At 63.8% G+C, this 12,320-nt stretch carries 13 protein-coding genes; 4 read left to right on the top strand and 9 right to left on the bottom strand.

What is annotated here, in order from left to right:
• Positions 1-672 carry a chromosomal replication initiator DnaA gene (locus OE856_RS01155; protein WP_263714212.1) on the top strand — a complete coding sequence of 224 codons (672 nt, stop codon included), beginning with the start codon at positions 1-3 and terminating at the stop codon, positions 670-672.
• Positions 673-724: 52 nt separating this feature from the next.
• Positions 725-2,278: a Ppx/GppA family phosphatase gene (locus tag OE856_RS01150; protein ID WP_263714211.1), complete on the top strand. Its 1,554-nt coding sequence runs from the start codon at positions 725-727 to the stop codon at positions 2,276-2,278.
• 6 nt (positions 2,279-2,284) lie between these two features.
• Here the strand turns inward: OE856_RS01150 and OE856_RS01145 are convergent, their stop codons facing one another.
• Genes OE856_RS01145 through OE856_RS01135 form a run of 3 tightly spaced genes read right to left on the bottom strand, consistent with a single transcriptional unit; the run spans position 2,285 to position 4,384 of the window.
• Entirely contained in the window at positions 2,285-2,620 is a 336-nt protein-coding gene (locus tag OE856_RS01145) for an AAA+ family ATPase (RefSeq protein WP_263714210.1), read from the bottom strand.
• 37 nt (positions 2,621-2,657) lie between these two features.
• Positions 2,658-3,701, bottom strand: coding sequence for an endonuclease/exonuclease/phosphatase family protein (locus OE856_RS01140; protein ID WP_263714209.1), 1,044 nt, complete (start codon positions 3,699-3,701; stop codon positions 2,658-2,660).
• Complete coding sequence (locus tag OE856_RS01135) at positions 3,701-4,384, bottom strand: molecular chaperone DjiA (RefSeq protein WP_263714208.1); 684 nt, start codon at positions 4,382-4,384, stop codon at positions 3,701-3,703. The genes OE856_RS01140 and OE856_RS01135 overlap by 1 nt, the downstream gene beginning before the upstream one ends.
• A gap of 254 nt (positions 4,385-4,638) precedes the next feature.
• On the opposite strand from OE856_RS01135, the gene OE856_RS01130 reads away from it, so the two are divergent.
• Positions 4,639-5,262: an RNA ligase family protein gene (locus OE856_RS01130; protein WP_263714207.1), complete on the top strand. Its 624-nt coding sequence runs from the start codon at positions 4,639-4,641 to the stop codon at positions 5,260-5,262.
• Positions 5,263-5,328: 66 nt separating this feature from the next.
• On the opposite strand, the gene scpA is transcribed toward OE856_RS01130, so the two are convergent.
• Positions 5,329-7,461, bottom strand: coding sequence for a methylmalonyl-CoA mutase (gene scpA / locus OE856_RS01125; protein WP_263714206.1), 2,133 nt, complete (start codon positions 7,459-7,461; stop codon positions 5,329-5,331).
• Positions 7,462-7,563: 102 nt separating this feature from the next.
• Between scpA and OE856_RS01120 the strand changes: the two genes are divergently transcribed.
• Positions 7,564-8,031: a DUF4174 domain-containing protein gene (locus OE856_RS01120; protein ID WP_263714205.1), complete on the top strand. Its 468-nt coding sequence runs from the start codon at positions 7,564-7,566 to the stop codon at positions 8,029-8,031.
• Between the two features lie 40 nt (positions 8,032-8,071).
• On the opposite strand, the gene OE856_RS01115 is transcribed toward OE856_RS01120, so the two are convergent.
• The 5 genes from OE856_RS01115 to OE856_RS01095 form a co-directional block, all read right to left on the bottom strand.
• Positions 8,072-8,671, bottom strand: coding sequence for a hypothetical protein (locus OE856_RS01115; protein WP_263714204.1), 600 nt, complete (start codon positions 8,669-8,671; stop codon positions 8,072-8,074).
• Positions 8,672-8,674: 3 nt separating this feature from the next.
• On the bottom strand, positions 8,675-10,720 hold the full coding sequence (locus OE856_RS01110; RefSeq protein ID WP_263714203.1) for an acetyl/propionyl/methylcrotonyl-CoA carboxylase subunit alpha: 2,046 nt from the start codon (positions 10,718-10,720) through the stop codon (positions 8,675-8,677).
• 132 nt (positions 10,721-10,852) lie between these two features.
• Entirely contained in the window at positions 10,853-11,053 is a 201-nt protein-coding gene (locus tag OE856_RS01105; RefSeq protein WP_263714202.1) for a hypothetical protein, read from the bottom strand.
• Positions 11,054-11,378: 325 nt separating this feature from the next.
• Positions 11,379-11,738 carry a hypothetical protein gene (locus tag OE856_RS01100; protein ID WP_263714201.1) on the bottom strand — a complete coding sequence of 120 codons (360 nt, stop codon included), beginning with the start codon at positions 11,736-11,738 and terminating at the stop codon, positions 11,379-11,381.
• Positions 11,739-11,807: 69 nt separating this feature from the next.
• The gene (locus OE856_RS01095; RefSeq protein WP_263714200.1) at positions 11,808-11,939 is read right to left on the bottom strand and encodes a hypothetical protein; all 132 of its coding nucleotides are present in this window, start codon (positions 11,937-11,939) and stop codon (positions 11,808-11,810) included.
• Positions 11,940-12,320 lie beyond the last annotated feature (381 nt).

Below are 12,320 nucleotides of genomic sequence, written 5' to 3'. Positions count from 1 at the left end.
TTGGCCGAACAGCTGGTATTCGACCTGCCCCAGCGCGCGGCACGGGGGCGCGACGACTTTTTCGTCACTCCGGCCAATGCGCTGGCCGTGGCGCAGATCGACGACTGGCAAAACTGGCCGCAGCGCAAGCTGGTGCTGGTGGGGCCAAAGGGCGCGGGCAAGACCCACCTGGCCCATGTCTGGGCCGCCCAGTCCGGGGCCGAGATCATCGCCGCGCGCGACCTGCCCGACGCCGACATCCCTGCCCTGGCAACCAGCGGCGCCGTGGTGATCGAAGATGCCGACCGCATTCCGCCCGAGGCCGAGCCCGCGCTGTTTCACCTGCACAACCTGATCCTGGCCGAAGGCGGCAGCCTGCTGCTGACGGCGCGCAGCGCGCCCAATCTCTGGCCGCTGACCCTGCCCGACCTGCAAAGCCGGATGGAGGGCACCGCCACCGCCACGCTGGATGCGCCCGACGACGCGCTGCTGACCGCTCTGCTGGTCAAGCTCTTTGCTGACCGCCAACTGGCCATTCCGCCGCGGTTGCTGCCCTATCTGCTGCCCCGGATGGAGCGATCCTTCGCCGCCGCCCAGCATATCGTGGCCGAACTCGACCGCCGCGCCCTGGCGACAGGCCGCAAGATCAGCGACCGCCTGGCCGCGGAAATTCTGGGCGCATCCGATGATTGACCCGGCAGACCCGATGCGGGCAAACTCGACCGGCGCAAACAGGGGGAGGCCGATGGACGGCACGACCGAACCAGCACATGACGACTGGGGCCCGTTCGGCCGCCCTATTTTCAATGACCCCTCTGCCCTGGCCTTGTCGCGCGTGGGCGTTGTCGACGTGGGGTCGAACTCGGTGCGGATGGTGGTGTTTGACGGCGCCGCCCGCAGCCCGGCCTATTTCTACAACGAAAAGCTGATGTGCGGCCTGGGCGCCGGGCTGGGCCAGACCGGCCGGCTGAACCCCGAGGGCCGCAAACGCGCGCTTTCCGCCCTGCGCCGCTTTGCCCTGCTGGCCGAGGGCATGGGCGCCGCCCCGCTGACCGTGGTCGCCACCGCCGCCGTGCGCGATGCCGAGGACGGCCCCGAGTTTCGCACCGAGGTCGAGCGCGAAACCGGCCTGAAAATCCACGTCATCGACGGCCGCGAAGAGGCGCGCCTGTCAGCCCAGGGCGTGCTGCTGGGCTGGCCCGGCGCCGAGGGGCTGGTCTGCGACATCGGCGGCTCTTCGATGGAACTGGCCGAGTTGAAGGATGGACAGGTCGGCAACCGCGTCACCTCGCCCCTGGGTCCGCTGAAACTGCGCGACGTGCCGGGCGGCAAGAAGGGCCTGAAAAAGCACATAAAAACCGTGATCGACGATCTGGCCGCGCAGATGGGCACCGATCACAAGCGCCTGTTCCTGGTCGGCGGCTCGTGGCGCGCCATTGCCCGGATGGACATGGTGCGGCGCAACTATCCGCTGCTGGTGCAGCACGAATACAAGCTGACCCGCAAGAATGTCAGCGCGACGCTGAAATGGATCGACGAGCACAGCCTGGACGAGCTGCGCGCCCTGACCGGCACATCCGCCGAACGCATCGCCCTGGTACCGACCGCGACCAAGGTGCTGCGGCAGCTTTTGAACACCTTTCATCCGGCCGAGATCTATGTGTCCAGCTATGGCATCCGCGAGGGCCTGCTGTATGAGGAAATGCCCGGGCACCTGCGCGACCGCGACCCGCTGATCGAGGCCTGCCGCTTTGCCGAGGTCAGCCAGGCCCGCATTCCGGGCTTTGGCGCACAGCTTTACGATTTCGTGCAGCCGCTGTTCAAGAACGCCCCCTACGAGCGCAAGCGCCTGGTCAAGGCCGCCTGCCTGCTGCATGACACCGCCTGGCGCGCCCATCCCGATTACCGCCACGAGGTCTGTTTCGACAACGCCACCCGCGCCAACCTGGGCGGGCTGGATCATCCGGGCCGGGTCTTCCTTGGGCTGGCGCTGCTGCACCGCTACAAGAACAGCCGGTCCGGCAGCCGGTTCGAACCGCTGTTCAGCCTGCTTGACGACAAGCAGACCCGCGATGCCGAGGTTCTGGGCAAGGCCATGCGCTTTGGCGCGATGTTCTCGACCGAGGGCCCCGAAGAGCTGGTGACGCTGCGCTATTTCCCAATCAAGAAACGGCTCGAGCTGCACCTGGCCCCGCGCGCGCAGGGCCTCTATGGCGAAGTGGCCGAGGCAAGGCTGGCCTCGCTGGCCAAGGCGCTGGGCGTGGAAACGCGGGTGGTGTTCGAAAAGGGCGACGCCTGAGGGAGGTCAGATCTCGATCTCGCCGCCCTCACCGGGCTCGGGCAATGGCAGCGGATCTTTCCGGCGGATGATGATGTCACCATTCGGCAGACGTTCGGGCATGTGATAGGCGTCGAAATCGTCGATCAGGCGCAACAGCTCGACCACGGCCGGTTGCAGCTTTTGCGTCAGATCCTCAAGCGCCGGCTCCATCTCTTCGGCCAGCCCCTTAAGCAGCAGCCGCGCCCCCTCTTCCAAGAGGCTCAGGCCCTCGTCCATGTCGCCCTTGCCGTCGACCGTTTCGGCCTGGGCCGGAGACAGCGCGAGAATCGCCGCAACACAGAGGATCGCAATCTGTTTCATGCCCCCAATATAGGGCGCCCCCCGCCCCGGTTGAAGATCACAGATCGAGATCAATCGTCACAGGGAAATGGTCCGACGCCATCAGCAACGCCTCGCGCAACTCGGGGATGGCATAGCAGGCCGGATCATCGAACGGATGCCATATCCGCCATTGCGGGGCACGCGCCACCAGGTCGGGCGACACCATGATGTAGTCAAGCAGCGCCGACATGTATTGCTGCGCCCCCGGCAGCATGAACCGCGCGGTCGCGGGTTTCGCGCAAAGCGGCCCCTGCAAGGCGGCGCGCGCATGCGGGTCATACATGCGCAACGCCTCGTCGGTGGCATGATCGCCATCCAGCCCCAGCACGATCTCGACCCCCGAATGGCCGAACAGCTTTTCATAGCCATCCAGACCGGGGCCGTCGTTGAAATCGCCCATCACGATCATCGGATCGCCCTGGCGCAGATGGGCCTCGACCCGCTGGCGCAGCCAGATGCACTGGGCCAACTGCTTGCGCCGGTTCTGAATCGACACGCGCATGATCTCTTCGCGGCCCTTGGCGCCATGCGGGGCCTTGGATTTGACATGCACGCCGATCATGCGAAAGCGGTTGCCGGCGGCGCTGACGGCCTCGAGCTCGAGCGGCGGCTTGGAATAGCGGATCAGTTCCGGCGCGGTATCGATATCCAGATCCCAGCGGAACACCCCGTCGAACCGGGGCGCATCATTTGATCCCTTCTTGCCGGTCTCGTCCCCGCGCGGATCATGCCGGGGCGTCAAAGCATCGGGGTCATAAAGCAGCGCGATTTCCTGCTGGGTCTCGTTCTCGAACCCGATGATCGCGCGGCGCGCCCGCAGCCCCATCACGCCAGCGAAATTTTCCAGCGCCCGCACCGTCGAGCGGCGCGAATTCTGGTCGGGCGCCTCGATGATCATCACCGCATCGGCATCCAGCGCCGTGAACACGATGCCCAACGCCGCCAGCTGTTCACCCCGTTTGACATCCTGCCGGCCCGACCAGCGATTGTCGTCCATCAGATGGCCCTGATCATCGAACAGGTTGTTGAACCACTCGACGTTGTAGGTGGCGATCCGCATCAGCCGGCGCGCTCCATCGAGATTTCCTCCCAGGCGCGGTTCAGCGCGATCAGGCGCTTCTCGGCCAGTTTCACCGCCTCTTCGGGCAGGCCGCGGGCGATCATCCGGTCGGGATGCGTCTCGCGCACCGCCGCGCGCCATGCCTTGCGGATATCGGCGGTCTCGGCCTCGTGCGACACGCCCAGAACGTCATAGGGATCGGGATGCGCATCGGCCACGAACCGCGCCCGCATCGCCGTGAAGCAGCGGCTGGACAGGCCGAAAATCTCGGCCACGCGGGCCAGGAACAGGTCTTCGGCGGGGTGGTATTCGCCATCGGCGATGGCGATGTGAAACAGCCCTTCGAGCAGGTCGGTCAGCGGCGCGTCATCCTCGTTGAACATCCGGGCGATGCGCTGGGCGTATTCTTCGAAACCGGCCACGTCCTGACGCGCCAGGTTGAACACCCGCGCCGCGTTCTCGGTCTCGGAGGGCGGAATGGTGAACACCTCGCGAAAGGCGGTGACCTCGTCGCGCGTGACGCGCCCGTCGGCCTTGGCCATCTTGGCCCCCAGCGCGATCACGGCGATGGTAAAGGCCACGCTGCGCTCGGGCGGGGTGCGCAGACGATCGAACACGGCTGACAACCCCTCGCCCTTGGCGAGGGCCGCAATGGCATCAGATATGCGCGACCACAACGACATGCCCGCACCCTAGGATGTGTTGCCGCAATTGCACAGTATTTTCTGCGCCCACCACGCAGGCGCAGCAAAAGGGGAAAAGCAGCTGACCCACTCTTGACCTGACCATGGCTGCGCGTCTGACGACGAACAGACGCCCTTGGCGATGGCGTGACATGATAAGCGAATAAAACTAGGATACCCGCATAAGATGCATTCAGCCGTGTGGACACCTCCGCGCGGCCTTCACTTTGCAAGTCTAAGAACGATAGATCGACATGAAGAAATACGGCCGCACCTTTCATCTGCCCATATCACCGGGCGCGACAAGCGATGACAAAATCATGAGCTCCCTGGACGGGTTGATGGTCCAAGACCTTGTCGTGACCGAAAAGATGGATGGTGAAAACACAACCATTCATGCCGGCGGCACCCATGCGCGCAGCCCCGACAGCCGCTATCACCCTTCGCGCGATTGGCTAAAGGCCTTCGCGGCCGGGGTCTCGATCCACCTGTCGCCGGACGAGCGCATCGTGGGCGAAAACCTCTATGCCAGGCATGCCCTCGGGTATGACGCGCTGCCCTCTTACTTTCTGGGTTTCGGATATATCGTCGGCGACACGTTTCAGCCTTGGGACCAGACTTTGATCCGCTTTAAGGAACTGGGTGTTCTGCCCGTTCCAACGCTCTATCGTGGTCCCTATTCGGACGACCTCTTTCCAAGAATTGCCTCAGAGCTTGATCTGAACAAACAAGAAGGGTTCGTGGCGCGGATCGCTGGGGCATTTCCCGAAACAAAGATGTCCGAATGCATCGGCAAATATGTCCGGGAAGGGCACGTGCAAACCGAGACACATTGGACCAAAGCGGAACTTGTCCCGAACGGTTTGGCGACCCCATAGCCAGCAGCCCAAACGAAAAAGGCCCGCGCCAATCGGCGCGGGCCTTTCACCGTGAGTGGTCACCCGTTATTTGCGAGAGTCGCGGATCAGATTCAGGATGTTCTCGGCAGCCTGCGGGATGTTGGTGCCCGGGCCAAAGATGGCCGCCACACCGCGCTCATAGAGATAATCGTAATCCTGCTGCGGGATCACGCCGCCACAGACCACGATAACATCGTCCGCACCGGCCGCTTTCAGAGCCTCGACCAGTTTCGGCGCCAGCGTTTTGTGACCGGCGGCCTGCGACGAGATGCCGACCACGTGCACGTCGTTGTCGACGGCATCCTGAGCGGCCTCTTCGGGGGTCTGGAACAGCGGGCCAACGTCCACGTCAAAGCCGATATCGGCGAATGCGGTGGCGATCACCTTGGCGCCGCGATCGTGACCGTCCTGGCCCATCTTGACGACCAGCATCCGCGGACGGCGGCCTTCGACCTCGGCAAAGTCCTCGACCGATTTCTGGATCGCGGCAAAGCCTTCGTCACCCTCGTAGGCGGCGCCATAGACGCCGGCCAGCGTTTTCACCTCGGCGCGGTGGCGGCCGAACGATTTTTCCATTGCCATGCTGATTTCCCCAACGGTTGCACGGGCGCGGGCAGCCTCGACCGCCAAGCGCAGCAGGTTGCCTTTGCCGCTGGCAGCGGCCTGTTCCAGCGCGCCCAGGGCGGCATCACAGGCAGCCTGATCGCGGTTGGCGCGGGTTTTCTCGATCCGGGCGATCTGGGAGTCGCGGACCTTCTGGTTGTCGATTTCCAGAATGTCGATCGGATCTTCCTTGGCCAGGCGGAATTTGTTCACGCCCACGATGACCTCTTCGCCGCGGTCGACAGCGGCCTGGTAACGGGCAGCGGCCTCTTCGATGCGCAGCTTGGGCATGCCGGTGGCCACGGCCTTGGTCATGCCGCCCATTTCGTCGACTTCCTGAATGATCTTCCAGGCCTCTTCGGCCAGGTCGGCGGTCAGTTTCTCGACGTAATACGACCCTGCCAGCGGATCGACGACCTTGGTCACCTTGGTCTCGTTTTGCAGGATCAGCTGGGTGTTACGCGCGATCCGGGCCGAGAAATCGGTGGGCAGCGCGATGGCCTCGTCAAAGGCGTTGGTGTGCAGCGACTGGGTGCCGCCCAGCACGGCCGACATGGCCTCGTAGGCGGTGCGGACCACGTTGTTATAGGGGTCCTGCTCTTGCAGCGACACGCCCGAGGTCTGGCAGTGGGTGCGCAGCATCAGCGACTTGGGGTTCTTCGGGTTGAACTCGCTCATGATGCGGTGCCACAGGAAGCGCGCGGCGCGCAGCTTGGCGATTTCCATGAAGAAGTTGGTGCCGATCGCAAAGAAGAACGACAGACGGCCCGCAAAGGCGTCGACATCCATGCCAGCGTTCAGAGCGGCACGCACGTATTCGCGACCATCGGCCAGGGTAAAGGCCAGCTCTTGCACCAGGTTCGCGCCCGCCTCTTGCATGTGATAGCCAGAGATCGAGATCGAGTTGAATTTCGGCATATCGGTCGAGGTATACTCGATGATGTCCGAAATGATCTTCATCGACGGCTCGGGCGGGTAGATATAGGTGTTGCGCACCATGAACTCTTTCAGAATGTCATTCTGAATGGTGCCCGACAGCAGGCTGCGGTCATGGCCCTGTTCTTCGCCCACGACGATAAAGTTCGCCAGGATCGGGATCACCGCGCCGTTCATCGTCATCGAGACCGACACCTTGTCCAGCGGGATGCCGTCGAACAGGATCTTCATGTCCTCGACGCTGTCGATGGCCACGCCGGCCTTGCCGACGTCACCGACAACGCGCGGGTGATCCGAGTCATAGCCGCGGTGCGTGGCCAGGTCGAAGGCGACCGACACGCCCTGCTGACCGGCATTCAGCGCGCGGCGGTAAAAGGCGTTCGATTCCTCGGCCGTCGAGAACCCGGCATATTGACGGATCGTCCAGGGACGACCGGCATACATGGTGGCCTTGGGGCCACGGGTGAACGGCGCCATGCCCGGCATCGACCCCATATGTTCCAGGTTCTGGGTGTCGTCCTCGGTATAGAGCGGCTTGACCGTGATCCCCTCGCGGGTTTCCCAGTTCAGATCGTCCAAGGGCTTGCCGCGCAATTCCTTTGCGGCCAGATCAGACCAGGCTTGTTTCTTGTCCGTCATCGGATCGTTCCTTTCCTCTCTTTGGGCGCGGGGATAGTTTTCATCCTCCCGGCCTTCGAAATTCCTTGATCACCGCCTATATGAGACAGGATCGGAGGTGTCATGAAATCACTCGCAATTTTCGCCGTTGCCGTGCTGCTGCCCCTGCCCGCGTTGGCGACCGATGCCGCCTCGCAAGATCCGGTAGCACTGTGGCAGGCCGCACCCGAAACCGTTTTCACCGCGCAAGAGGTCACACTGGCAGATTTCCAGTGGCTCGCGCGGCCCGTGGTGGTGTTCGCCGATACCTCGGCCGATCCGCGCTTTCGCCAGCAGATCGAATTGTTGCAGGCCCGCGCCGCCGATCTGGCCGAGCGCGACGTGGTCATCCTGACCGACGCCGACCCCGGCACCATGTCCGAGATCCGCAAACAGCTGCGCCCGCGCGGGTTCATGCTGGCGGTGCTGGCCAAGGACGGCACCGTGGCGCTGCGCAAACCGTTCCCGTGGGACGTGCGCGAACTGACCCGCGCCATCGACAAGATGCCGCTGCGCCAGCAAGAGGTCCGCGACAGGCGCGCGGCCGAATAGCCATCGCTCGCATAACCCAAGGGATATCCGCCCAGCCCGCTCACCAGAATTTCCACCATGGCTTGCGCGACGAGGGCGCCGGCATGGGCGTGATCTGCGCGCCGGTCAGCGGCAGGTCGCCCGACAGCGCGCAAAACCCGTCGGCATCAATCGTTTCGTGGTTGGCGCCCACGATGCGCTGAAAGATCAGGCCGGGCACTTCGCCGCCGTAATAGACCGTGGCATCGACATCGTCGTCGGCCTGGTCATCCGCAGCCTGCAATTCCGCCACGATCGCCTGCGGATCATGCGGGGGCGTGCCGGTGCTGGCCAGAAAATCGGGGTTCTGTTCGGAATAGGTCACGGTCCAGACCTCTTGACCGTCGCGATAGAACCCCAGTTCCTGCGCCCCGGCCGTATCGACCACATGCAACACCAGCACATCCGCCCCGCCCCGCGACAAGGCCCGCCCGTCGGGCAGGTCATAGCCTTTGAACGCGCGCATGTTGCGCCAGATCACAAAGTGGTCGCCCACCAGCCCGGCCGAGACCGGGCTGGAAAGCTCTGCATCATTGGTGCCCGTCACCGTTGCCCGCGCCGTGCCAAGCAGCGCATCGCGCTGCCCGGCCGGCGTAGCAATCAGGGTGACGGCAAAGCCCATGGCTTATTCGAACTCCATGATCACTTCGTCCACGGCAAGGCTGTCGCCTGCCACGGCGTTGATCTTGGAAACGGTGCCCTTTCTCTCGGCGCGAAGGATGTTTTCCATCTTCATCGCCTCGACGGTGCACAGCGCCTGGCCTTCCTGAACCTCGTCGCCGACCTCGACACTGACCTTCACGATCAGGCCGGGCATCGGGCAAAGCAGCATCTTCGAGGTATCGGGCGGCAGTTTCTCGGGCATCAGCGCGGCCAGCTCGGCCTGACGCGGGGTATACAGCTTGACCGCCAGGTCCGCGCCGCGGGTGCGGATGCGGAAACCGCTGGTGACCTTGCCAACCTTCAGAACCAGCGGGTCGCCGTCGACATCGAGGTTCGCCAGGCTGTCGCCCGGAGCCCAGTCCGACGCCACGCGATGGCTGCTGCCATCGGCAAAGCGCACGGTCGAACCGTCATGATCGGCCTCGATCGTCACCGGGAAGCTTTCGCCCTGAAGCACCACAACCCAGTCATTGCCAACCTTGCGCTCGTGGTTGTCCATCCGGCCCGACACGCGGGTGCGGCGGATTTCGGCCACGCGATACATGGCAGCAGCCGCGGCAGCCACCTTGCGCAGAGCGGCGGCCGGCAGGGTCACGCCTTCGAACCCGTCGGGATACTGCTCTTCGATAAAGGCAGTGGTCATGTCGCCCGCGATAAAGATCGGGTGATCCATCACCGCCGACAGGAACGGTAGGTTGTGGCCGATGCCTTCGATCTCAAAGCTGTCCAGCGCGATCCGCATGCCCTCGATCGCCTCTTCGCGGGTCGGGGCCCAGGTGCAGAGCTTGGCGATCATCGGGTCGTAATACATGCTGATCTCGCCGCCCTCGTAGACGCCGGTATCGTTACGCACGGCGGTCTCGCCTTCGATCGCCTTGTCAGCCCATTTGCCGTTGATCCGCATCGGACCGGCGGCAACCTCTGCCGGCGGGCGATAGACGCTCAGACGACCGATCGACGGCAGGAAGCCGCGATAGGGGTCTTCGGCGTAGAGGCGCGATTCAACCGACCAACCGGTCAGCTTGACATCGTCCTGGGTGATCGACAGCGGTTCGCCATTGGCGACACGGATCATCTGCTCGACCAGGTCGACGCCGGTGATCAGTTCGGTCACGGGGTGTTCCACCTGCAGACGGGTGTTCATCTCGAGGAAGTAGAAGTTCTTTTGGCCATCGACGATGAACTCGACGGTGCCGGCGCTGCTATAGCCCACGGCCTTGGCCAGGGCGACGGCCTGTTCGCCCATTGCCTTGCGGGTGGCCTGGTCCAGGAAGGGCGACGGCGCCTCTTCGACCACTTTCTGGTTGCGGCGCTGGATCGAGCATTCACGCTCGCCCAGGTAGACGCCATTGCCGTGGCTGTCGCACAGAACCTGAATTTCGATGTGGCGCGGCTGGGTTACGAACTTTTCGATAAAGATCCGGTCGTCACCGAAAGAGCTGGCAGCCTCGTTCTTGGACGACTGGAAGCCCTCGCGCGCTTCTTCGTCGTTCCAGGCAATCCGCATGCCCTTGCCGCCACCGCCGGCCGATGCCTTGATCATCACCGGATAGCCGATCTCGTTCGAGATCTTCACGGCCTCATCGGCGTCGGCAATCAGACCCATGTAACCGGGCACGGTGCTGACATTGGCCTCTTGGGCGATCTTCTTCGAGGTGATCTTGTCACCCATCGCGTCGATGGCACCCTTGGGGGGGCCAACAAAGGCAACGCCCTCGGCGGCCAGCGCCTCGGCGAATTTGCTGTTTTCCGACAGGAAGCCATAGCCCGGGTGCACGGCCTGCGCGCCGGTCTTTCGAATGGCGTCCATCACCTTGTCGATGACGATATACGACTGGTTCGCCGGCGGCGGGCCGATATGAACGGCCTCATCCGCCATTTGCACGTGAAGTGCGTTCTTGTCAGCGTCCGAATAGATCGCCACCGTCGAAATGCCCATCTTGCGCGCGGTCTTGATGACCCGGCAGGCGATTTCGCCACGGTTTGCGATCAGGATCTTGTTAAACATCGTCAGTCCCTTCCTGCAGTGGGCAGAGACCGAATGGCCCCTGCCGAAACACGACAAACGCCACCGGGGGCTTTAGCCCCGATGGCGCGCATTGAGTTACGACCCGCCCGACGGACGGCTCGGTTTTTCAGATCAGTTGCACACGCCTGCGTCGTCGCACAGGGCGCCGCCGGCCGCACCGATGGCCGCACCAGTGATCGCGCTGCCGCCGGTTGCATCAGCGATGAGCGCCCCGCCCAGCGCGCCTGCGACGGCACGCTCGCCGTCGGATTCCAGACAGCCTGCCAGCGCCAGAACCAGCGCCGGTGCAGCGAGAAGTTTGAGTTTACGCATTCTGCTCCGCCTTTTCGTTGAAGGGTTTTGATACCCTCACTATGCGACCGCGCGCGTTCATTTGCCAAGCACGAACGCGGCGCGTCCGGGGCATCGGCAATGCGGCGCCGATCGGCGGCGGCAAAAAGGTCTGGCCTGACCCCGAAAGGGTCAGACCAGCTGGAAGGGGAAGGGTAACGGTTTGCACAGAGAGCTGCGCCGCAAACAGGGCGGAACCCCTCTCTGACATCCACACTGACCCAGACTCGGCCCGCGTCAAAGCACGGATCCGCACGCCCCTGAAGCTGGGCCATTTCTTGCCCAAAATCGCCACCCGCAAGCAAGATCATGCCGAAAACTCCCCGTTGAACACCTCGGGAAAGCTGGCTTGGGCGCGGGCCACGTCGATTTGCAGCAGCGCCTCATAGCTTGTCGGATCAAACGGGTCTTCGGCGGCCACGACCTCGCGGCCGAACAGCCAGCTCAGCCGGCCGGCGTCCAGGTTGCCGCGCTCGAACGGGGCGTCGCCGAACTGTTCCCACAGCGCCTGCATGAACCCCGCATCGGCCCGGCGGTCGGCCGGACGGCGGTCGGCAAAGCGTTCGCGGGCAATCAGGGGCGTGGCGCCATCCTTGTTGCCACGACGGATCGTGAACTGGAAATCAGTGCCCGGCAAACGGCCGGGAAAGCCTTTGTGCTTTAGCATGACGCGCCCTCCGCGACCCGAAGGGGGCGTCTGGTCGGGGCAGGACGCAGGCCCTGCCCCGCAGAAAACTCAGTATTTGGTGTAGGCCGGTTCCGACATGACGGGCTCGGGCTCGACATACACGGTTTCTTCCTCGGCTGCGCAGGCTGCCGCAAAGGCGACCAGGCAAAGGGCGACGAGGGTTTTGACCGGATTCGACATAGTTCACTCCTGTTACTGTTAAGGGCCCGAATAAGGGGCACACCCCTAATGATAGCCCAAACAGAAGCGTTGTCACATGCCGCTTTTCGCGACCGGTTGCGCTGTTGCGGGAAAGACTCAACCGCATGGCGCTGGGAAATAAGGGTAAGGTCCGGGCGTGAACACGACCCCCCGCCCGGACCTTGTGATGCGAACCCTCCTCCTTGATCCGCATCACCGCCCAGAACCTGCTCAGGCGCCGGAGAGTGCGCCACAGATCCCAGACGGATCTCGTTGTTGGAAAAGCCCCACACCCCGGCACCCGGCAGCGCCATCCCGGCTGCCCCGGCACTTTGCCAGGCCAGATGGCGGGCACACGTGCTCACGCCGTCCTTCCGGATG

Source organism: Actibacterium sp. XHP0104 (assembly GCF_025751515.1).
In the GTDB taxonomy this organism is placed as follows: Bacteria; Pseudomonadota; Alphaproteobacteria; order Rhodobacterales; family Rhodobacteraceae; genus Actibacterium_D.
The sequence above is the reverse complement of the archived record's forward strand: the minus strand, read 5'-3'. Positions and strand labels throughout refer to the sequence as shown.